The sequence below is a fragment of the Streptomyces sp. NPDC055400 genome (genome assembly GCF_053644375.1).
Map to the genome: position 1 here is coordinate 1 of NZ_JBSHLM010000018.1, position 21655 is coordinate 21655.

Consider the following 21655-nt stretch of genomic DNA (forward strand, 5'->3'; position numbering starts at 1 on the left):
GGGGGGACCCTGTGGGAGAGTAGGACGCCGCCGAACTATTTTTGAAGAAGACCCCCGTAACGGATGAGAATCCTGTTACGGGGGTTTTCTGCGTTGTGTGCGAAGCGTTGTGCGGCAATTCTTGTCGCACCCCTCTGCACGGCCCCAAGTGTACTGAGGGTAAGGTCAGGGGGCATCGTTGGCTCGTTTCCCCACAGGAGGCCCCCGGGTGGAGGTCCAGGAGACCCGTGTCCAGACGGACCGGGTGCTCACCATCCCGAACATCCTCAGCATGGCGCGTCTCCTTGGCGTACCCCTGTTCCTGTGGCTCATCCTCAGGCCCGAGTTCGGCGGGCCCAAAAGCGACGGCTGGGCCCTTCTGGTCCTGATGCTCAGCGGTGTCAGTGACTATCTCGACGGGAAGCTCGCCCGGCGCTGGAATCAGATCAGCAACCTCGGCCGGCTCCTCGACCCAGCGGCCGACCGGCTCTACATTTTGTCCACGCTCGTGGGACTCACCTGGCGCGAGATTCTGCCGCTCTGGTTGACGGCCGTACTGCTTGCCCGGGAGCTGGTTCTCCTGGTGATGGTGGGTATCCTCCGCCGGCACGGCTATCCGCCGCCGCAGGTGAACTTCCTCGGCAAGGCTGCCACCTTCAACCTCATGTATGCGTTCCCCCTGTTGCTCCTCAGCGACGGAAGCGGCTGGATCAACACGCTCGCTGCTATTTTCGGATGGGCGTTCGCAGGATGGGGTACAACGCTCTACTGGTGGGCAGGGATCCTCTACGTAGTACAGGTCCGCCGACTGGTCAGGGCGGACTCCAAGGCCGATTGAGCTCGCCCATGTGGCGGTATTCGAGGCCAGGTCGGCCCGCACTCTGAGATCTGCGGGTCCATCCGGACGGGCGAAGTCGGCTAGACAGTCGTCTCTTCAAGGAGGACGCTTCCGACATGAAGGCCGTCGTAATGGCTGGAGGCGAAGGCACGCGCCTTCGCCCCATGACCTCGAGTATGCCCAAGCCGCTCCTGCCGGTCGTGAACCGGCCGATCATGGAGCATGTGCTGCGGTTGCTCAAGCGGCATGGGCTCACCGAGACCGTCGTCACCGTGCAGTTCCTGGCGTCACTCGTCAGGAACTACTTCGGGGACGGCGAAGAGCTCGGAATGGAGCTCACCTATGCCAATGAGGAGAAGCCACTCGGCACAGCCGGCAGCGTGAAGAACGCAGAGGAAGCACTCAAGGACGACGCTTTCGTTGTGATCTCCGGTGACGCTCTGACCGATTTCGACCTCACTGACCTCATCAATTTCCACAAGGAAAAGGGTGCGCTGGTCACGGTCTGCCTGACCCGCGTTCCCAACCCCCTGGAATTCGGCATCACCATCGTCGATGAACAGGGAAAGGTCGAGCGTTTCCTCGAGAAGCCCACCTGGGGTCAGGTCTTCTCCGACACCGTGAACACGGGCATCTATGTCATGGAGCCCGAGGTATTCGACTACGTCGAGGCCGATGTGTCGGTCGACTGGTCCGGTGACGTCTTCCCGCAGCTCATGAAGGAAGGCAAGCCGGTCTACGGCTATATCGCCGAGGGCTATTGGGAGGACGTCGGCACGCACGAGAGCTACGTCAAGGCGCAGGCCGACGTGCTCGAGGGCAAGGTGGACGTCGAGATCGACGGATTCGAGATCTCGCCCGGCGTATGGGTCGCAGAGGGTGCCGAGGTTCATCCGGACGCCGTGCTTCGTGGTCCGCTGTACATCGGTGACTACGCCAAGGTCGAAGCCGACGTCGAGCTGCGCGAGCACACCGTGATCGGCTCGAACGTCGTCGTGAAGAGCGGGGCCTTTCTGCACAAGGCCGTCGTCCACGACAACGTGTACATCGGGCAGCACAGCAATCTGCGCGGCTGCGTCATCGGCAAGAACACCGACATCATGCGGGCTGCCCGTGTCGAGGACGGCGCCGTCATCGGCGACGAGTGCCTGGTCGGTGAGGAATCGATTATCCAGGGCAACGTCCGGGTCTATCCGTTCAAGACCATCGAGGCCGGTGCCTTCGTCAACACCTCGGTGATCTGGGAGTCCAGGGGCCAGGCGCATCTCTTCGGCGCCCGTGGCGTCTCCGGCATCATCAACGTGGAGATCACCCCGGAACTCGCCGTACGGCTCGCGGGGGCGTACGCCACGACGCTCAAGAAGGGCTCGACCGTCACCACGGCCCGTGACCACTCGCGTGGCGCGCGAGCCCTGAAGCGGGCGGTCATCTCCGCGTTGCAGGCGAGCGCCATCGACGTACGCGACCTGGAGAACGTGCCGCTGCCGGTCGCCCGGCAGCAGACCGCGCGGGGCAGTGCCGGCGGGATCATGATCCGTACGACGCCCGGAGTGCCTGACTCCGTCGACATCATGTTCTTCGACGAGCGGGGAGCGGACCTCTCGCAGGCCAGCCAGCGGAAGCTGGACCGGGTGTACGCGCGGCAGGAGTACCGGCGGGCGTTCCCCGGCGAGATCGGCGATCTGCACTTCCCGTCGAGCGTCTTCGACTCGTATACAGGTTCCCTGTTGCGGAATGTCGATACGACGGGGATTGCGGAGGCGGGGCTCAAGGTCGTCGTCGACGCTTCGAACGGCAGTGCCGGTCTGGTGCTGCCCAGTCTGCTCGGGCGGCTCGGTGTCGACTCGCTGACCATCAACCCGGGGCTCGACGAGTCCCGGCCGACCGAGACGCGGGAGGCGCGCCGCTCCGGGCTTGTGCGCCTGGGGGAGATCGTGGCGTCCGCGCGGGCCGCGTTCGGCGTCCGGTTCGACCCGGTCGGCGAGCGGCTGTCGCTGGTCGACGAGAAGGGCCGCATCGTCGAGGACGACCGTGCGCTTCTGGTCATGCTGGACCTGGTGGCCGCCGAGCGGCGCAGCGGCCGGGTCGCGCTGCCGGTGACCACGACGCGTATCGCCGAGCAAGTGGCCGCGTACCACGGGACGCAGGTGGAGTGGACGACCACGTCGCCGGACGACCTCACTCGGGTCGGGCGGGACGAGGGGACCATCTTCGGCGGTGACGGTCGCGGCGGGTTCATCATTCCGGAGTTCAGCTCCGTTTTCGACGGCGCGGCCGCGTTCGTCCGGCTGATCGGGCTCGTGGCGCGGACGCAGCTGACCTTGAGCCAGATCGACGCGCGGATCCCGCGGGCGCATGTACTCAAGCGGGACCTCGCGACTCCGTGGGCGGTGAAGGGGCTCGTGATGCGGCGGGTCGTCGAGGAGGCCGGCGAGCGGTCCGTCGACACGACCGACGGCGTGCGGGTCGTCGAGGCGGACGGGCGCTGGGTGATGGTGCTGCCCGACCCGGCCGAGGCCGTCACCCATCTGTGGGCCGAGGGGCCCGACGATGCGTCGGCACAGCAGCTGCTCGACGAGTGGGCGGCAGTGGTGGACAGCGCCGGTCGCTGAGCCGTCGTACGGGCCGGTCGGCGCCTGTCACGGGCGTCGACCGGCCCTTCGGTGGGGCCATTCGGAGTCAGAGGCCACCACGTGCGACGATGTGCGGCATGCCGCAGCAGCCCCCCGATCGGAGCAGTCCCTCACGGCCCGTGAGCCTCAGACGTCCCGACGCCTCCATGTCGCTGCTGACGAACGTGATGGACCACAGCCTCGACGACGGATACGCGGAGGCGGCGGCCCGTAGGAAGGCCGAGGGCAGTGGTGGCATGCCGCGTACCCTGCGGGCCAAGCTCGGGCTCGCGGCGGGGCTCGTCCTCGCGGCGCTCGTGGTGACGGTGGGGGCGGCGCAGGCGCGGGTCGCGGCACCGGTCGTGGCAAAGGAGCGCGAGGAGCTCATCGCCCGTATCGACCGGGAGACGGACGCCGCGGACAAGCTCGAGCGCAAGGTGGACACGCTCCGCAACGACGTGAGTGACCGCCAGCGTGAGGCGCTGAAGAAGCACGGCGGGGACAAAGGCGAGTTGGTCGGTCTGCTCTCCGGTGCCACGGCGGTGCACGGGCCGGGAGTGAAGCTGGTCGTCGACGACGCCAAGGAAGCCGACCAGGGCGGCGGAGGGCCGCGCGAGAGCACCGGGTTCTCGGACACCGGGCGGGTGCGCGACCGGGACATGCAACGGGTGGTCAACGGGCTCTGGCAGTCCGGTGCCGAGGCCGTGGCCATCAACGGACAGCGGCTGACGGCCCTGTCCGCGATCCGCGCGGCGGGTGACGCGATACTGGTCGACAACAGACCGCTCGTGCCGCCGTACACGGTGCTCGCGGTGGGGGACGGCCAGCGGTTGAGCACCCGGTTCCAGAACAGCCCTGACGGCCTGTACCTGCACGCGCTGCAGGAGAACTTCGGGATCCGGACCAGCATTTCCGCCCAGGACGACGTCCGCCTGCCCGCAGCGCCGAGCGTGACCGTACGTACCGCACAGCCGAGAACAGAGAAGGGCACATCGTGATCGCCGTACTGGGCCTCGTCGTGGGAGTCGTGGTCGGACTGTTCGTCCGTCCCGAGGTTCCGGCGGTGGTCGAGCCCTACCTTCCGATCGCCGTGGTGGCGGCCCTCGACGCGGTGTTCGGCGGCCTGCGGGCGATGCTCGACGGGATCTTCGACGACAAGGTCTTCGTCGTGTCGTTCCTGTCGAACGTCGTCGTGGCGGCCCTCATCGTGTTCCTGGGCGACAAGCTGGGCGTGGGCGCGCAGCTGTCCACCGGCGTCGTCGTGGTGCTCGGTATCCGCATCTTCTCCAACGCGGCCGCCATCCGGCGGCACATCTTCCGGGCGTGAGGCCGATGTCCGAGGACGAGAACAAGAACGACGAGCAGCACCGCCTGCGCAAGGAACTGCCGGACGAGGTCGTCCCCCAAGCAGCGGACGACACGGGCGCCGCCGACGACGCGGAAGCGCCGGCGCCAGAGACGCAGGCCACCGCATTGACCGGACGTCAGCGGCTGGCCAAGGGGCTGTGGCCGCCGCGGGTCTCGCGTGCGCAACTGATCGTCGCCGTCCTGCTGTTCGTGCTGGGCCTGGGGCTGGCCATCCAGGTGCGGTCCAACAGCGACAGCAGCGCGCTGCGCGGCGCACGTCAGGAAGATCTCGTACGCATCCTCGATGAACTGGATGACCGTACTCAGCGTCTGGGAGATGAGAAGCAGCGTCTCGAGGGGCAGCGCACCGAGTTGGAGAACAGCTCGGACCAGGCCGAGGAGGCCCGCAAGCAGACGGTCGAGAGGGAACGGCAACTCGGCATTCTGGCGGGCACCGTGGCGGCGCAGGGCCCCGGGATCACGCTGACGATCAGCGACAAGAAGGGCGCGGTGAAGGCCGACATGCTGCTCGATGCGATCCAGGAGCTCCGCGCGGCGGGCGCCGAGGCGATCCAGGTGAACGACGTCCGGGTCGTGGCCGGCACGTATTTGACGGACGCGAGCGGCGGACGGGTGAGCGTGGACGGTCACAAGATCGGCGAGCCGTTCGTATTCAAGGTCATCGGCAAGCCGCAGGACCTGGAGCCGGCGCTCAACATCCCTGGTGGGGTGGTTCAGACTCTGGAAAAGGAGCAGGCCACCGTTACCGTGACACAGGCGCAGAAGATCGTCGTGGACGCCTTGCGACCGGCGAAGCGGCCTGACTACGCTCAGTCGTCGTCCCAGTGAGGCGGGGGCGCATGGGGGCGGTCCGGCCAGGGCATGAGGTTGCGGGGGGTCGGCGCACCGTAAGCGGGGTGCGTGGTGGAAACTGTTTGGCGGATACGGACGTTGTGAGGATGTCTGTGTCGCCGATGTATGGCGGTGTGTGCAATCAGGGTTCGTCCTGCCCCACGGGCGGGTCTGTTTCGGTCAAGGGGAATCGCCCGTGAAGTTGTTTGCGAAGTTGTTCGGCAAGAGCGCACGTGAGGACAGCGGCAATGCCAATGCCACTGCCCGTCATCGTGCACCGCGCACTCAGGACGCGGAGGGGCAGGGGGCGGAGCGCCCGCTGTTCCGTGATCAGGTCGGTCCTCAGGGTGGTGACATTTCGGGCGGACAGGGCGCGTCGTCTGTTGACCCTGCCGCGTCCGGCCGCATAGGTTTCGGAGAACCGTCAACCTCAAGTGCGGGTGGAGGGTTTACCCCCGATCCGTATGCGTCCCATGCCCCCGCGGGGCAGCCGCGGCAGGAGGATCCGTCCATGTCGGCACTGGTGTGTACGAGGTGCGGAAACCGTAACGCCGAGGCGAGCCGGTTCTGCTCCAATTGCGGTGCGCCCTTGCGCGCCGGAGCCGAGCGTCCGTCCGAGACGACCTCGACGATTTCCATTTCCGGCCTTGAGGCCTACGACGCCGAGGTCACCGGTCAGACGATGTCGCCGGCGCTCTCCCCGGAGGCGCAGGCCGCCGTCGACGCCCTGCCGCTCGGCTCGGCGCTCCTGGTGGTGCGTCGCGGTCCGAACTCGGGCAGCCGCTTCCTCCTCGACGGCGAACTGACCACGGCGGGGCGGCACCCGCAGAGCGACATCTTCCTTGACGACGTGACCGTTTCGCGCCGTCACGTGGAGTTCCGTCGCGGGGCCGACGGCGCCTTCACCGTCAGCGACGTGGGCAGCCTCAACGGCACGTACGTCAATCGGGAGCGGATCGACGCGGTCACGCTGTCGAACGGCGACGAGGTGCAGATCGGCAAGTACCGGCTGGTCTTCTACGCGAGCCAGCGGGGCATCTGACCTGTCAGGAAGGTCCATGCTTCAAACACCGAAGGGCGGTGCCGGTCACGGCATCGCCCTCACGGACAGTCGGCTGATGAGCATCGGCACCGTGCTGAACGTGCTGCGCGACGAGTTCCCCGAAGTCACCATCTCCAAGATCAGGTTCCTGGAGTCGGAGGGGCTCATCGAGCCGCAGCGAACCCCCTCGGGGTACCGCAAGTTCAGCCCGGACGACGTCGAGCGACTCGCCCACGTACTGCGCATGCAGCGGGACCACTATCTGCCGCTGAAGGTCATCAAGGAACAGCTCGACGCCCTGGAGCGCGGAGAAGCGATCACGCTGCCCTCTCCGGGGCGGTCGGGTGACGGCGAGGACGGCAGGGCCCCGGAGGGCGGCGAAGGGCCGACAGCGGCCCGTGTGGGCCGTGACGAGCTCCTTGCCGCCGCCGGTGTCGACTCCCCCGAGCTCGACGAGTGGGAGTCGTACGGCCTCATCGCGCCGCTGCCCGGCGGCGGGTACGACGCGGAGGCGGTCACGGTCGCCGAGCTGGTCATGGAACTGGGCCGTTTCGGGATCGAGCCGCGGCATCTGCGGGCGATGAAGGCCGCTGCCGACCGGGAGGCCGGTCTGGTGGACCAGGTCGTCGCGCCACTGCGACGGCACCGCAATCCACAGACCAGGGCTCACGCGCAGGCCCGCGCGAAGGAGCTGGCGGGGCTGACCGTGAAGCTTCACGGGGCGCTTGTGCAGACCGCGCTCGGCGTGCGTCTGCCCTGATCCGAGGGGTGCTCGCGCGGTGTGCGACCGGCGGTCGGCGGGTGCCCGACTACCCAAACCTGCCGGGCACGTCCTAGGGTTGCTGTGTGAACGAGCTCGACGTCGTAGGTGTCCGGGTCGAAATGCCCTCCAACCAACCGATCGTGCTCCTGCGTGAAGTGGGAGGCGACCGCTACCTCCCCATCTGGATCGGACCGGGGGAGGCGACGGCCATCGCCTTCGCACAGCAGGGCATGGCCCCCGCACGCCCGCTGACGCACGACCTTTTCAAGGACGTGCTGGAGGCGGTCGGGCAGGAACTCACGGAAGTACGCATCACCGACCTGCGCGAAGGCGTCTTCTACGCGGAACTGGTGTTCTCGAGCGGTGTCGAGGTCAGTGCCCGCCCGTCGGACGCCATAGCGCTCGCGCTGCGCACCGGAACGCCGATCTACGGCAGCGACGGTGTGCTCGATGACGCCGGGATCGCGATCCCGGACGAGCAGGAGGACGAGGTGGAGAAGTTCCGCGAATTCCTCGACCAGATCTCGCCCGAGGATTTCGGGACCAACAGCCAGTGACGCGGGCGGCCGCCGGAAGGCGGCCGCTGCCGCGCCGGGGGCCTGGCCGGACCATTCGGCTAGCCTTTCCCCGCGGTGAGGCACGGGAAACCACTCGTAGGGTGATTATCACTCGGCGTGCCGAGTGTGGCGATCGTTGACGCACCCCTGGTGACTGCCTACCGTCGAGAAGGCAGGTCAAAGAGGAGGTCGGCGTGAGAAGCAGCGGCGACGGTACGGCTGGGGGCGTCGGACACAGTCCGGCGGAGAGCGGCCCGTACTCGCTTCACGGCCACGCGGCCGGTCACATTCCGCGTCGGCCGACGGTGTTGCCGGTGGTCGCTCAGGGGGATGACGACGCGACGCCCGAGCAGGTCGGATACCGGGGACCCACCGCGTGCGCGGCGGCCGGTATCACCTATCGGCAGCTGGACTACTGGGCGAGGACCGGTCTGGTCGAGCCGAGTGTGCGTCCCGCCCACGGGTCGGGGACCCAGCGGCTCTACAGCTTCAGGGACGTCGTCGTCCTGAAGATCGTGAAGCGGTTCCTGGACACCGGTGTCTCCCTGCAGAACATCCGCACCGCGGTGCAGCACCTGCGGGAGCGCGGCTTCGGCGATCTGGAGCGGCTGACCCTCATGAGCGACGGCGCCACCGTCTACGAGTGCAGCTCGCCGGCGGAGGTCCACGATCTGCTCCAGGGCGGTCAGGGCATCTTCGGTATCGCGGTCGGCGTGGTGTGGCGGGACGTCGAGAGCGCCCTGTCGCAGCTGCACGGGGAGCGCATCGACACCGGTGAGACGCTCCACGGGAACAACCCCGCTGACGAGCTGGCCAGACGGCGCAACCGCGCGGTGTGAGCCGGGTCGATGCGTCCGCCGGGGCGATGTCAGTGCCGTAGGGCAGCATCGGACATGTGAGAACCGCGCCCACGATCCTGCATCTCGACATGGATGCCTTCTACGCCTCGGCGGAGCAGGCGTCGAAGCCGAGCCTGCGCGGGAAAGCCGTGGTCGTGGGCGGGATCGGGCCTCGTGGGGTGGTGGCCACCGCCTCGTACGAGGCCCGGGTGTTCGGGGTGCACTCGGCGATGCCGATCGGGCAGGCGCGCAGGCTCGCGCCCCATGCCGCGTATCTCGTACCGCGCTTCCAGCTGTACCGCGAGGTCAGCGAGCAGGTGATGGGGCTGCTCCGGGAGTTGTCGCCGCTGGTGGAGCCGCTGAGCCTCGACGAGGCGTTCGTCGATCTGGAGGCCGGTGAGGCGGCCTGGGACGCGGCGTCGGCGCGGCTGGTCGGTGAGCGGCTGCGGGAGGAGATCAGGGCCGTGACGGGCCTGACCGGCTCTGTCGGGATCGCGGCGTCGAAGATGCTGGCGAAGATCGCCTCCGAGGAGGCCAAGCCGGACGGTCTGAGGCTGATCGTGCCCGGCACCGAGCGCGCCATGCTCGGGCCCATGTCCGTGCGCACGCTGCCCGGTGTGGGGCCGGCGACCGGGGACCATCTCAGACGCGCCGGGATCACCACGGTCGAGGAGATCGCGGAGGCGGGCGAGGACGAGCTCGTACGGCTGCTGGGGAAGTCGCACGGGGCGTCGCTGTACGCCATGGCTCTCGCGCACGACGACCGGCCCGTGGTGGCCGAGCGGGACGCCAAGTCGGTGTCGGTCGAGGACACGTACGACGTGGACATCCACGACCGGGTGCGGGTGCGGATCGAGGTGCAGCGACTTGCGGAGCGGTGTGTGCAGCGGTTGCGGGGGGCGCAGCGGTCGGGGCGGACGGTGGTCCTCAAGGTGCGGCGCTACGACTTCTCCACGCTGACGAGATCCGAGACGCTGCGCGGGCCGACCGACGACCCCGCGGTGGTGCGGGAGGCGGCGGCGCGGCTCCTGGAGTCCGTGGACACGACGGGCGGGGTGCGGCTGCTGGGCGTGGGAGTGACGGGTCTGGCCGACTACACGCAGGAGGACCTGTTCGCGCAGGCGCGGGCGCAGGCCGAGGCGCACGCGGCCGAGGGTGAGGGAGAGACGGAAGGGGCGGATGGTGCGGGGGATGAGGGCCAGGCGGCTGCCGAAGAGGTCGTCGAGGCCGGGGACCGGCGCTGGGTGGCCGGGCACGACGTGCGGCACGAGGAGTTCGGGCACGGGTGGGTGCAGGGGAGCGGGCTCGGGCGGGTGACGGTGCGCTTCGAGACGCCGTACTCGGAGCCGGGGAGGGTGCGTACGTTCCGGACCGACGACCCCGCGCTCGTCCCCGCGGAGCCGCTGCCGCTGGTGGCGGAGGGCGACGTGAGGCGGGTCGAGGCGGGGGAGCAGAGTGCCGGGTCAGGTGTCGTCTGATGTGCCGGCGATCTTGCCGAAATTACGGCCCTGAGGGGGCGCGGGGTCGTCCGGGCCCGTGATGTCGAGCCCGTAGTGGTGGTAGAGCTGGAGCTCCTGTTCCGGGGAGAGGTGACGGCCGACCCCGAAGTCGGGGGCGTCCTTGATCAGGGAGCGTTCGAAGGGGATGCGCAGGGTGCCCTCCACCAGCTCGCTCGGCTCCAGGGGGACGAAGGCGTCCCGGCTGAACAGGCCTGTGCGTATGGCCGCCCACTCCGGGACCCCGGTCGCGTCGTCGAGGTAGACCTCGTCGACAGTCCCGATTTTGGCTCCGTTGCGGTCGAACGCCTTGCGGCCGATCAGGTTTCGCGGATCGACATCGGTCTGCACGGGGCCCTCCAGCTGCTCGCAACTCATCCGTAAGCACTACCAAAGTGCACATTGGTGACGGCGGCCACTCGAAGCCTGGGGCGCTGTCGCCGCTGGTAGGCTGGCGATGGCTGCTGACCCCGTGCGGGAGAGTCCTCCGGATGACACCGGAGGCGCCGAAGGAGCAACTCCTCCCCGGAATCTCTCAGGCCCCTGTACCGCACGGACGAGGTCACTCTGGAAAGCAGGGCGGGCGTTCAGGCCTCCGCTCTCACCGACGGTGAAAGTCGGCATGCCCTTCGTGATGTGGGGCACGCCGGTGAAGCTCTCAGGTTGAGATGACAGAGGGGGAGGCCGTCCGGGCACCCGCGCCGTGGTGCCCCTCGCAGGTCGTATGACCAGGAGGCCTCCGCAATGACCGCCAACCGTACTCCGCTTTCCCAGCTGGAGCAGGGAATCCCCTTCGAGCAGCGCCATATCGGTCCGGATGAAGCAGCGCAGGCCAAGATGCTCGCGCAGGTCGGGTACGGCTCGCTCGACGAGCTGACGGCGGCCGCGGTCCCGGACGTGATCAAGAGCGCCGAGGCGCTCGATCTTCCCGGGGCCCGCACCGAGGCCGAGGTGCTCGCCGAGCTCCGCTCCCTCGCGGACCGCAACCAGGTCCTCGACTCGATGGTCGGACTCGGCTACTACGGCACGTTCACGCCGCCCGTCATCCTGCGCAACGTCATGGAGAACCCGGCCTGGTACACGGCGTACACGCCCTACCAGCCGGAGATCTCGCAGGGCCGGCTCGAGGCGCTGCTCAACTTCCAGACGATGGTCGCCGAGCTGACCGGCCTGCCGACCTCGGGCGCCTCGCTGCTCGACGAGGGCACGGCCGCGGCCGAGGCCATGGCGCTGTCGCGGCGCATCGGCAAGGTCAAGAACGGCGCCTTCGTGGTCGACGCGGACGCGCTGCCGCAGACCATCGCCGTGATCCAGACGCGCGCCGAGCCGACCGGTGTCGAGGTCGTCGTCGCCGACCTTTCCGAGGGCATCCCGGCCGAGCTCGCCGAGCGCGGCGTCGTCGGCGTCCTGATCCAGTACCCGGGCGCCTCCGGGGCTGTCCGTGACATCAAGCCGGTCATAGACCAGGCTCACGAGCTGGGCGCCGTCGTCACGGTCGCTGCCGATCTGCTCGCCCTCACGCTGCTGACCTCCCCCGGCGAGCTCGGCGCCGACATCGCCGTCGGTACCACGCAGCGCTTCGGCGTCCCGATGGGCTTCGGCGGTCCGCACGCCGGCTACATGGCGGTCCGCGAGAAGTTCGCGCGCAGCCTGCCCGGCCGCCTCGTGGGCGTCTCCGTCGACGCCGACGGCAACAAGGCGTACCGCCTCGCGCTGCAGACCCGTGAGCAGCACATCCGTCGCGAGAAGGCCACCAGCAACATCTGTACCGCTCAGGTGCTGCTCGCCGTCATGGCCGGCATGTACGCCGTGTACCACGGACCGGACGGACTCAAGGGCATCGCGCGGCGCACCCACCGGTACGCGACGCTGCTCGCCGCGGGCCTCAAGGCCGGCGGTGTCGAGGTCGTGCACGGCGCGTACTTCGACACCCTGACCGTGAAGGCCGCCGGGCGCGGCGCCGACATCGTCAGCGCCGCGCGCGAGGGTGGCGTCAACCTCCACCTGGTGGACGCCGACCACGTGTCGATCTCGTGCGACGAGACCACGACGCGTACCCAACTGGGCGCCGTCTGGGCCGCGTTCGGTGTCGAGGCCGATGTCGACGCGCTCGACGCGGCCGCACAGGACACGCTGCCCGCGGGCCTCCTGCGCGGGGACGACTACCTGACGCACCCCGTGTTCCACGCGCACCGCTCCGAGACCTCGATGCTGCGCTACCTGCGCAAGCTGGCCGACCGTGACTACGCGCTCGACCGCGGCATGATCCCGCTGGGCTCCTGCACGATGAAGCTCAACGCGACGACGGAGATGGAGCCGGTCACCTGGCCCGAGTTCGGCCAGCTGCACCCCTTCGCGCCCGCCGAGCAGGCGCAGGGCTACCTCACGCTCATCCGTGAGCTGGAGGAGCGCCTCGCGGAGGTCACCGGCTACGACAAGGTGTCGCTCCAGCCGAACGCCGGTTCGCAGGGCGAGCTGGCCGGTCTCCTCGCCGTCCGCGGCTACCACCGTGCCAACGGCGACGACCAGCGCACCATCTGCCTCATCCCGTCGTCCGCGCACGGCACCAACGCCGCGAGCGCTGTGATGGCCGGCATGAAGGTCGTCGTCGTGAAGACGGCCGACGACGGCGAGATCGACATCGCCGACCTGCGCGCCAAGATCGAGCAGTACGCCGACGAGCTCGCCGTCCTGATGATCACCTACCCGTCGACGCACGGTGTGTTCGAGGAGCACGTCGCCGACATCTGCGCGCAGGTGCACGACGCAGGCGGCCAGGTCTACGTCGACGGCGCCAACCTGAACGCCCTGGTGGGCCTCGCCAAGCCGGGTCACTTCGGCGGCGACGTCTCGCACCTCAACCTGCACAAGACGTTCTGCATCCCGCACGGCGGCGGCGGTCCGGGCGTCGGCCCGGTCGGTGTCCGCGCGCACCTCGCGCCGTACCTGCCGAACCACCCGATGCAGCCCGCCGCAGGTCCCGCGACCGGCGTCGGCCCGATCTCCGCGGCGCCGTGGGGCTCCGCGGGCATCCTGCCGATCTCGTGGGCGTATGTGCGTCTCATGGGCGGCGAGGGCCTCAAGCGGGCCACACAGGTCGCGGTGCTGAGCGCCAACTACATCGCCAAGCGTCTCGAGCCGCACTTCCCGGTGCTGTACACGGGCCCCGGCGGCCTCGTCGCGCACGAGTGCATCATCGACCTGCGCCCGATCTCGAAGGCGACCGGTGTCAGCGTCGACGACATCGCCAAGCGGCTCATCGACTACGGGTTCCACGCGCCGACCATGTCGTTCCCGGTGGCCGGGACGCTGATGATCGAGCCGACCGAGAGCGAGGACCTGACCGAGCTCGACCGGTTCTGCGAGGCGATGATCGCCATTCGCGGGGAGATCGAGAAGGTCGGTTCGGGCCAGTGGCCCGCCGAGGGCAACCCGCTGCGCAACGCGCCGCACACCGCGGCCGCGCTCGGCGGCGAGTGGGAGCACGCGTACAGCCGCGAGGTGGCGGTCTTCCCCGCCGGTGTCGTGGCCGCAGACAAGTACTGGCCGCCGGTCCGCCGGATCGACCAGGCGTACGGCGACCGGAATCTCGTCTGCTCGTGCCCGCCCATGGACGCGTACGAGGACTGATACGCGCGCTGACATGCGTCAGGGCCGGTTCCGGGGTTTCCCGGGGCCGGCCCTTTCGTACAGGGACGCCGTCGGCGTCCGGATCCGCTCAGGCCGCGGTCACGACGTGCTCGGGGCGGTGCGGAGCGATGATCTGGCCGTTGGGCAGCAGCTCACCGGTGTCCTCGAAGAGCAGGACGCCGTTGCAGAGCAGACTCCAGCCCTGTTCGGGGTGGTGGGCCACGGGGAGCGCGGCCTCCCGGTCGGCGGAGTCTGCGGACGGGCACGGTGGCTGGTGCTGGCACATGGATGGGATCTTTCCCTGTGAAGTAATGTCGGCGATGGGTGTGATGTCGCTGTCTGTCCTGCGGCTTGAAGCGTTGTTCATGGCCGCCCCCCGTTTGTCGGTCGGTCCGGAACCCAGTGTTGCCCCACGGGCGTCAATCCGCAGGTATTTCGTCGCAGCGGTCCTCACTGGATGAGGACGCGTCACCCGTGCGGACGGTTCACCCCAACTGCACTGTCCCTTCGGGTGGTTCGGGGTGGCCTGACCGGGCTAGTCCGGAAGAGCGGGCGAGGGCACGACTGCGCCCCGCGACCGGTCGGCATCGGTAGCGGGGCGCGGGCGCGTGAGGCGGCCCGGTCGCGTCAGGCGGGTGAGCCCAGAAGTGGCGCGGGGGTCAGCCGATGGGTGAGGACGGGCAGCAGTTCGGCGACCCGGTGCGGGCGGTGGGCGGCGATGCCGGGCGGCGCGGGCGCGAGCGGGACCAGGAGGTCACTGGCCGCGGGATGGCCCGTGGAGGCGTCGGCGTTGCAGTCCCCGTGCAGCCACAGGGTGAGCATGTACAGCTCCGGGACCGAGAGCAGACGCGGCTGGTAGGCCGCGGGCAGGGACTCGGCCTGGCGCAGCGCGCGTTCGGTGGCCGCGACGTAAGGGCCCTCGAAGAAGTGCGAGAAGGCCCAGCCGTCGGCGGTCAGCATCGTGTCGGCGGCGGCCACCGCGCGCTCCCCGCAGCGGATCAGGAACCGCCATCCGGCGAGTCGGGTCGGCGAGGGGCCCGCGCTGCCCGTGACCCGGTCCAGTACGTGGACGGGCAACGGGAGTTCAGGGCTCGCCGGTCCTTGGGCGGAGCGCAGGGAGGGGGTGCGGGCCTCGCGGACCGCGGTGGGGGAACCGAGGGCCGTGAGGACGGTGCGCAGGGCGGGCGCGGGAGCCGGAGGGACATGCAGCGGCATGGTGGGTCGCCTCTCATTCGACAGGCACGGTGGATCGAGGGCGTGGCGGGACGAGCGGACGGCGCTGTCAGCTGACCGGGCCAGAGGGGGCGGGGGCAGGTACCGCGAGCGCCAACTCTCTGCCTCGTTCGCGGAGTTTATACGACACGTGTTCACGCGGTGTTTCGTCTAGCCGTCTCGAAAATGCTCGGCAAGGCGTTATTCGGTCGGCGAGATGAGGGGAATCTCCCGATTTCCAGCGGGGCCGGGTCCGTGACCTCGTAATCTTCACGGCGAGCGGACGGCCGATTCTCGTCGGTGTTTATCACCAGGCTGGATGGAACCGACTCTTCGACATGCTGCATGCCTCGTGAATGTGCCCCGTGACAACTGCTGCGAGCCTACTCGCCCGCGGCGGAGAGCGGGGCGTTATCGATCACATTGCCTGGGCATCATCCACCGTGACACAGCGGCCGGGTGGCCGGGTCGTCCATGCGAGGAGGGACGCTTCCATGGGGGAGAAGGTCGTGGCGGGCGCGTTCGACCTGTCCGATCGACGGCACTACCGCAGGAAGCTGCAGCAGTGTCTGGTGGGGCTCGGGCGACTCCTGGAGGAGGAGAGGTTCGACCGTCCGAGAAATCTGATGGGCCTGGAGATCGAGTTGAATCTCGCGGGGCCCGACGGCATGCCCAGAATGATGAATGCGCAAGTTCTCGAGCGCATCGCGAGCCGTGATTTCCAGACCGAACTCGGAATGTTCAATCTGGAAGTGAACATTGCCCCCCATCGATTGGAAGGCCGGGTTCTCGACCGGCTTGCCGAGGAGCTCAGGACCGGCCTCGCCTATGCCCACCGGAAAGCGAACGAGGTGGACGCCGGGATCGTGATGATCGGCATTCTCCCGACGCTCGCGCCCGATGATCTCGTCTCCGCGAACCTGTCCGACGTGGACCGCTACAGCCTTCTCAACGACCAGATGGTGGCCGCGCGCGGCGAGGACTTCGTGGTCGACATCGACGGGGTGGAGCACCTGCGCTGCAGCTCGGGGTCCATAGCGACCGAAGCGGCCTGCACCTCCGTGCAGTTGCACCTCCAGGTCACGCCCGCCCGATTCGCCGACGTGTGGAACGCCGCGCAGGCCGTCGCCGCCGTACAGGTCGCGGTCGGCGCCAACTCGCCGTTCCTGTTCGGGCATGAGCTTTGGCGCGAATCGAGGCCGCCCCTGTTCCAGCAGTCGACCGACACCCGCCCGCCCGAGCTCCAGGCCCAAGGGGTGCGGCCGCGCACCTGGTTCGGTGAGCGCTGGATCAGCAGCGCGTACGACCTCTTCGAGGAGAACCTGCGCTACTTCCCGCCCCTGCTGCCCCTGTGCGACGACGAGGAGCCGCTGCGCGTCATCGACGACGGCGGAGTTCCGGCGCTCGGCGAACTCGTCCTGCACAACGGCACGGTCTACCGCTGGAACCGGCCCGTGTACGGGATGGCCGACGGCATGCCGCACCTGCGCGTGGAGAACCGCGTCCTGCCCGCGGGTCCCACCGTCACCGACGTCATCGCGAACGTCGCGTTCTACTACGGCGTCGTACGCGCCCTCGCCGAGGACGCCCGCCCCGTCTGGACCCGCCTGCCCTTCGACGCGGCGGCCCGCAACTTCGACGAGGCATGCCGGTACGGGATCGAGGCGCGCCTGGACTGGCCGCGCCGGGGCCGCTTCGGCGGGGTCGAGAAGGTGCCCGCCGTCACGCTCGTACGGGACGAGCTGCTGCCGCTGGCCGCTGCCGGGCTCGACGCCTGGGGGGTCGAGGCGGCCGACCGTGACTTCTACCTCGGGGTGATCGAGGAGCGCTGCCGGCGGCGGGTCAACGGGGCGTCGTGGCAGGCGGGCACGTTCCACCGCGCACTGGAGAGCGGCCTGGAGCGCGACGCGGCGCTCGCGGCGACCACCCGGCGCTACTGCGAGCTGATGCACGCGGGCGACCCGGTGCACACATGGCCGGTGGGGCTCCCCGCACCGGCGGTGCAACTGGGCTGACGGGCATGTGGGTTGAGCCCGGTCAGCCCTTGGCGCCCGCCTCCACGATCGCCTTGAGGATCACCGCATGGATCTCGGCCGGGTCACTGACCTGGTGCCCGGAGCCGCCGGTGGCCCCGGCGATCTGCTCGACCTCGTCCTTGTCCGCGTCCGGGCCGACCGCGATGGCGATGAGCGGCAGCGGGTGCTGGGGGTCGGCGAGGCTCCGGAGCCGCGAGACGAGGTGGCTGCGCGAGATGGAGCCGAGGTCCTGGTTCGCGCCGTCGGTCACGACCACGACGGCGTTGAACCTGCCGCTCCGGTAGGACGACGTCGCCTCCTCGTAGGCCGCGAGCGTCGTGTCGTAGAGGCCTGTGGCGCCGCCCGGCACCGGCTGGAGACCGCTGAACGCCTCGGAGAGCTCGTCGCGCTGCGTGCCGCCGCCCTTGCGGTCGCCGAGGCGCTCGGTGGGGACGAGCTTGCGGTAGTCGCGGTTCCCGTCGAGGAGCGTGGCGAACTCCCACAGGCCGATCTCGTCCTCGGGCGTGAACGTGGCGAGCGCCTGGAGCATCGACGCCTTCGTGACCTCCATGCGGGACTGGTTGCGGCCCGGCACGTAGTTCGCCATGGAGGCGGAGGCGTCTACGACCACGGTGATCCGGGCGCGCTGCACCGTGATCGTCCACATGCCGAGGGTTTCCTGGAGCTCCTTGTCCGTCGGCGGCTCGGAGTCCGACGTCGCGTACGGCTGCGGGCTGCGGCCGCCCGCCCCGGCGACCACGGCGTCCGAGGGCTCCTCGTCGTCCGTCCTGAAGCCGTGCCTGTCCAGGATCCGGATGCCGGCGTCCTCACCGAGCAGAGTCATGAAACGGATCGCGGCGCGCCGCTCGTCCGTCGACTTGTCGCCTTCGTCGACCAGGGCGAACGGGTAGTCGAGCTGCGGCGAGCCGTCCTTCGGGTAGAAGAGGTCGAGCCCGTCCTCGTCGCCGGCGGTCGCGTTGTACCGGTACGAGGACTGCTCGGAGAGGAACAGCGCCTGATTGCGGCGCGGATTGCCCTGCTCGGTGCCGGAGGAGTCGCGCGCCAGGGTGTCGGTCAGCCGGCCGTCGCTCTCGGTGGTGCGCTGCGAGAGCGCCTTGGCCATGGCGGCGGCCTGGGTGTCGCCGTCCGCCCCGGACTTCTTGGTGGAGGCGCCCAGCTGGGTCAGGGCGAGGAGACCGGTCGCGCTGCGCGCGGGGTCGGCGGTCCCGAGCCGCAGCTTGTCGCCCTCCATGGCCGCGCCGGTCAACTGCGCCCAGGTGTACTGCTTCGCGGGCCAGCCCATGCTCTTCGCGGCCGACGGCACCATGCTGATGCCGATGGGGGAGGAGGCTATGTTGCCCATCGCCGTGACCGGGGTGGCGTTCCCGCCGAGGCCGGCACGCTGGATCCACAGACTCGAATCCGGCACCCACGCCTCGTAGCCCCTGGCCCCCTTGCCGCCCTTGCGCAGAGTATCGGCGATCTTGTACGAGTCGCCCGCCTGGACGCGAGTGTCGAGGCACTGCCCGTCGGAGGTCAGATGCTTCTCGCGGGCGAGGTCCGCGGCGTCGCGCAGCGCGGGGGCGACGTCGGGCGAGGCGGCGATGTCGAGGTGGACCGTCTTGCCGTCGCAGGCCCCGCCGAGGGAGAGCAGGCCGCTCCTGGCCGCGAGAGCCGTGCCCCCGGCGACCACCAGGACCAGCGCCGTCGCGATGGCCAGGGTCCGGCCGCGCGTGCGGGGGCGGGGGCCGACCGCGTCCGTCCCATACTCGTCGGGCAAGCTGTGACGTCCCATGCGGTGGTGCCCTTCCTTCGGCCTGGCCCGACGGAAGGGGAGAGGTACACCAAAGAACGGCCTTTGTCCCCCCGGCCTGTCGCGCGCGATCTTCGTACCTGCATTCGAGACCCTAGCGGGGCTAGGTGGGGGATGAGGCGGGATTACTCAACTGGAGGCAGGTGTGCAGGCGGAGGCGGGTGCGGTGGCCGATTCTTTTCCGAACGAGCGGCTTTCGCGGCGGATTCTTCGGAACGAGACACTGCTCGTTCTGGCGCTCTCGCTCGGCGCGAGCGGAGTGTCCGCGCTGATCAGCTTTGTCGGATCGGTCACCAAACCGGGGGGTCTGAAGGACCAGGCGGCGACTTTGAACGCCTCGGCCGCTCCCGGGCGGCCGTGGCTTGATCTGGCGTGGCAGTTGTTCGGGATCGCGAGCGCGCTCGTCCCGGTCGCGCTCGTCGCGCATCTGCTGCTGCGCGAGGGCGCGGGGATGCGGACGATCGGCTTCGATCGTACGAGACCGCTCTTCGACGCGACCCGCGGCGCGGTGATCGCGGCGGTCATCGGCAGTACGGGCATCGCCTTCTACCTGGCGGCCCGCAGCCTCGGCTTCAACCTCACGGTGGTGCCGGAGGCGCTGCCCGACGTGTGGTGGAAGTACCCGGTCCTGATCCTCTCGGCGATCCAGAACTCCGTCCTGGAGGAGGTGATCGTCGTCGGCTATCTGCTGCGCAGGCTGGGGCAGTTGGGCTGGACGCCCGGCACGGCGATCGTGGCCAGCTCCGTGCTGCGCGGCTCGTACCACCTCTACCAGGGCATCGGGGGCTTCTTCGGGAACCTCGCGATGGGCCTGGTCTTCGCGTATCTGTACCGGCGGTGGGGGCGGGTCGGGCCGCTGGTGGTGGCGCACTCGCTGCTCGACATCGGCGCGTTCGTCGGATACGCGTTGCTCGCGGGGAAGGTCGGGTGGCTGCCCACGGCGTGAGGCCGGGGCGGGTGCCGGATGCAGGGGCGTACGAGATCCTCGTACGCCCCTGCGGTGTGCCAGGGCCTTTTCTTCGGACCGGGGCGAGCCCTAGGCGAGCAGGTCGCCCTCGATGACCGTGACGGCGCGGCCGGTCAGCAGGGTGCGGTCGCCGCGCAGTTCGGTGCGCACGAAGCCCGTGCGGGCGGAGGCCTGGAGGCCCGTGAGTTCGGCCCGGCCGAGGCGCGGGGACCAGAACGGCGCGAGGGCCGTGTGGGCGCTTCCGGTGACCGGGTCCTCGTCGATGCCGACGCGCGGGAAGAAGCAGCGGGAGACGAAGTCGTAGGCGCCGTCGGGGTCCGCGGCGCGGGCGGTGGCGATGACGCCGCGCTCGGAACAGGCGGCGAGGGCCTTGAGGTCCGGTGCGAGGGCATGCACCGTCTTCTCGTCCGCGAGCTCGACGAGCAGGTCGCCCACCTGGCGGCCGGTGTCGTGCACCGAGAGCGGCTCGGCGCCCAGGGCCGCAGCCACCCCTTCGGGGCTGTCGATACGGGTCAGGGGCGCGGTCGGGAAGTCGAGCGTGATCGTGCCGTCCTCGCGCGGGGTCGCGACGAGCACGCCGCTGCGGGTGGCGAAGCGGACCGGGCCGTCGGCCGCGCCGGTGCTGTGCAGCACGTGCGCGGTGGCCAGGGTGGCGTGGCCGCACATGTCGACCTCGGTGGAGGGGGTGAACCAGCGCAGCGCCCAGTCGGCGGTGCCGCCGGCGGGCAGCGGGTGGGCGAAGGCCGTCTCGGCGTGGTTGATCTCGGTGGCGATGTCCTGGAGTCGGGCGTCGTCGGGGAAGGCGTCGAGGAGCAGCACGCCGGCCGGATTGCCGGCGAAGGGGCGGTCGGTGAAGGCGTCCACGATTCGAATGCGCATGGGGCGCACGCTACGGCGACGGTGAAAGCGCAGGCCAAGGCCAATTCGGGAGAGCTGGACCGGTAAGGGATTGCCAGCCGAACGGTTCCGATATATCGTTGACGCATCGCGACCGATCAACGATGGAAGGAATGATGGAGATGCGTTCCCATGGCTACGAGCATGAACACGGACACGGACATGGGCAGTGCGGGCCCGGCCATCCCGGTCGGGGCGGCTTCGAAGGGCGGCGTGCCGCCTTCGGCCCCTTCGGGCCGGGCTTCGGCCCGGGACCCTGGGGCGGCGGAGGGCGCGGCGGCCGGGGCGGACCTCGCGGAAGGGCACGGCGCGGCGACGTACGCGCGTCGATCCTGGCCCTCCTGAAGGACCGTCCGATGCACGGCTACGAGATGATCCAGGAGATCGCGGAGCGCAGCGGCGGGGCGTGGAAGCCCAGCCCGGGTTCGGTGTACCCGACCCTCCAGCTGCTCGAGGACGAGGGCCTGATCGCCAGCGAGAGCGAGGGCGGCAAGAAGCTGTTCTCGCTCACCGAGCCGGGCCGTTCCGCGGCCGGCGAGGGACCCGACGCCCCCTGGGAAGAGGCCGGGCGCGGGGTCGACTGGGATTCCCTGAACGAGATCCGGCAGGCCGGTTTCGGTCTGATGGAGGCGTTCGGGCAGGTCTGGAAGACCGGCAGCAAGGAGCAGCGCGAGAAGGCGCTGACCGTCATCAACGACGCCCGCAAGAAGCTGTACCTGATCCTCGCCGACGAGGACTGACGTCCCCGGGGCGATGCCCCGTACCGAAAGACGAAGGCGCCCCGCACCGAGCGTGC

Annotated in this window: 19 protein-coding genes and 1 riboswitch; of the genes, 14 read left to right on the forward strand and 5 right to left on the reverse strand. The window is 69.5% G+C overall.

Annotated elements, in window-relative coordinates:
• Positions 1-208: 208 nt before the first annotated feature.
• From ACWIGU_RS36505 to ACWIGU_RS36550, 10 genes are all read left to right on the forward strand, one after another.
• A complete protein-coding gene (locus ACWIGU_RS36505; protein ID WP_454405960.1) occupies positions 209-817 on the forward strand; it encodes a CDP-alcohol phosphatidyltransferase family protein in 609 nt (202 codons plus the stop codon).
• A gap of 116 nt (positions 818-933) precedes the next feature.
• Positions 934-3429, forward strand: a complete 2496-nt coding sequence (locus ACWIGU_RS36510) for a sugar phosphate nucleotidyltransferase (RefSeq protein ID WP_454405961.1) — start codon at positions 934-936, stop codon at positions 3427-3429.
• 89 nt (positions 3430-3518) lie between these two features.
• Positions 3519-4427, forward strand: a complete 909-nt coding sequence (locus tag ACWIGU_RS36515; RefSeq protein WP_454405962.1) for a DUF881 domain-containing protein — start codon at positions 3519-3521, stop codon at positions 4425-4427.
• The gene (locus ACWIGU_RS36520) at positions 4424-4756 is read left to right on the forward strand and encodes a small basic family protein (protein WP_100597644.1); all 333 of its coding nucleotides are present in this window, start codon (positions 4424-4426) and stop codon (positions 4754-4756) included. Before ACWIGU_RS36515 ends, ACWIGU_RS36520 begins: the two co-directional genes overlap by 4 nt.
• 5 nt (positions 4757-4761) lie before the next feature.
• Positions 4762-5625: a DUF881 domain-containing protein gene (locus tag ACWIGU_RS36525; protein ID WP_454405963.1), complete on the forward strand. Its 864-nt coding sequence runs from the start codon at positions 4762-4764 to the stop codon at positions 5623-5625.
• Between the two features lie 199 nt (positions 5626-5824).
• A complete protein-coding gene (locus ACWIGU_RS36530; protein WP_454405964.1) occupies positions 5825-6670 on the forward strand; it encodes an FHA domain-containing protein in 846 nt (281 codons plus the stop codon).
• A gap of 16 nt (positions 6671-6686) precedes the next feature.
• Positions 6687-7430 (forward strand): transcriptional regulator FtsR, encoded by a 744-nt coding sequence (gene ftsR, locus ACWIGU_RS36535; RefSeq protein ID WP_454405966.1) that lies wholly within the window; start codon positions 6687-6689, stop codon positions 7428-7430.
• 86 nt (positions 7431-7516) lie between these two features.
• Entirely contained in the window at positions 7517-7990 is a 474-nt protein-coding gene (locus ACWIGU_RS36540; RefSeq protein ID WP_100597640.1) for a bifunctional nuclease family protein, read from the forward strand.
• Between the two features lie 194 nt (positions 7991-8184).
• Positions 8185-8829: a MerR family transcriptional regulator gene (locus ACWIGU_RS36545; protein WP_329575633.1), complete on the forward strand. Its 645-nt coding sequence runs from the start codon at positions 8185-8187 to the stop codon at positions 8827-8829.
• A gap of 56 nt (positions 8830-8885) precedes the next feature.
• Entirely contained in the window at positions 8886-10307 is a 1422-nt protein-coding gene (locus ACWIGU_RS36550; protein WP_454405967.1) for a DNA polymerase IV, read from the forward strand.
• On the opposite strand, the gene ACWIGU_RS36555 is transcribed toward ACWIGU_RS36550, so the two are convergent.
• Positions 10293-10676 (reverse strand): PRC-barrel domain-containing protein, encoded by a 384-nt coding sequence (locus ACWIGU_RS36555; protein ID WP_454405968.1) that lies wholly within the window; start codon positions 10674-10676, stop codon positions 10293-10295. The genes ACWIGU_RS36550 and ACWIGU_RS36555 overlap by 15 nt on opposite strands.
• 114 nt (positions 10677-10790) lie before the next feature.
• Positions 10791-10886: riboswitch (glycine riboswitch) on the forward strand.
• A gap of 183 nt (positions 10887-11069) precedes the next feature.
• On the opposite strand from ACWIGU_RS36555, the gene gcvP reads away from it, so the two are divergent.
• Positions 11070-13955, forward strand: coding sequence for an aminomethyl-transferring glycine dehydrogenase (gene gcvP, locus ACWIGU_RS36560; RefSeq protein WP_454405969.1), 2886 nt, complete (start codon positions 11070-11072; stop codon positions 13953-13955).
• An 88-nt stretch (positions 13956-14043) separates the two neighbouring features.
• Here gcvP and ACWIGU_RS36565 read toward each other — a convergent pair whose 3' ends face one another.
• Together ACWIGU_RS36565 and ACWIGU_RS36570 are read right to left on the reverse strand one after the other, a co-directional pair.
• A complete protein-coding gene (locus ACWIGU_RS36565; RefSeq protein ID WP_356286706.1) occupies positions 14044-14241 on the reverse strand; it encodes a DUF5999 family protein in 198 nt (65 codons plus the stop codon).
• Positions 14242-14582: 341 nt separating this feature from the next.
• The gene (locus tag ACWIGU_RS36570; protein WP_100597634.1) at positions 14583-15170 is read right to left on the reverse strand and encodes a hypothetical protein; all 588 of its coding nucleotides are present in this window, start codon (positions 15168-15170) and stop codon (positions 14583-14585) included.
• Positions 15171-15661: 491 nt separating this feature from the next.
• Between ACWIGU_RS36570 and ACWIGU_RS36575 the strand changes: the two genes are divergently transcribed.
• Positions 15662-17182 (forward strand): glutamate-cysteine ligase family protein, encoded by a 1521-nt coding sequence (locus ACWIGU_RS36575; protein ID WP_454405970.1) that lies wholly within the window; start codon positions 15662-15664, stop codon positions 17180-17182.
• A 22-nt stretch (positions 17183-17204) separates the two neighbouring features.
• Here the strand turns inward: ACWIGU_RS36575 and ACWIGU_RS36580 are convergent, their stop codons facing one another.
• Positions 17205-18977: a substrate-binding and VWA domain-containing protein gene (locus ACWIGU_RS36580; protein WP_454405972.1), complete on the reverse strand. Its 1773-nt coding sequence runs from the start codon at positions 18975-18977 to the stop codon at positions 17205-17207.
• A gap of 163 nt (positions 18978-19140) precedes the next feature.
• On the opposite strand from ACWIGU_RS36580, the gene ACWIGU_RS36585 reads away from it, so the two are divergent.
• Positions 19141-19941, forward strand: coding sequence for a CPBP family intramembrane glutamic endopeptidase (locus ACWIGU_RS36585; protein WP_454405973.1), 801 nt, complete (start codon positions 19141-19143; stop codon positions 19939-19941).
• Positions 19942-20031: 90 nt separating this feature from the next.
• On the opposite strand, the gene ACWIGU_RS36590 is transcribed toward ACWIGU_RS36585, so the two are convergent.
• Entirely contained in the window at positions 20032-20841 is an 810-nt protein-coding gene (locus ACWIGU_RS36590; protein WP_454405974.1) for a PhzF family phenazine biosynthesis protein, read from the reverse strand.
• A 140-nt stretch (positions 20842-20981) separates the two neighbouring features.
• On the opposite strand from ACWIGU_RS36590, the gene ACWIGU_RS36595 reads away from it, so the two are divergent.
• Positions 20982-21599: a PadR family transcriptional regulator gene (locus ACWIGU_RS36595; RefSeq protein WP_454405975.1), complete on the forward strand. Its 618-nt coding sequence runs from the start codon at positions 20982-20984 to the stop codon at positions 21597-21599.
• Positions 21600-21655: the final 56 nt, after the last annotated feature.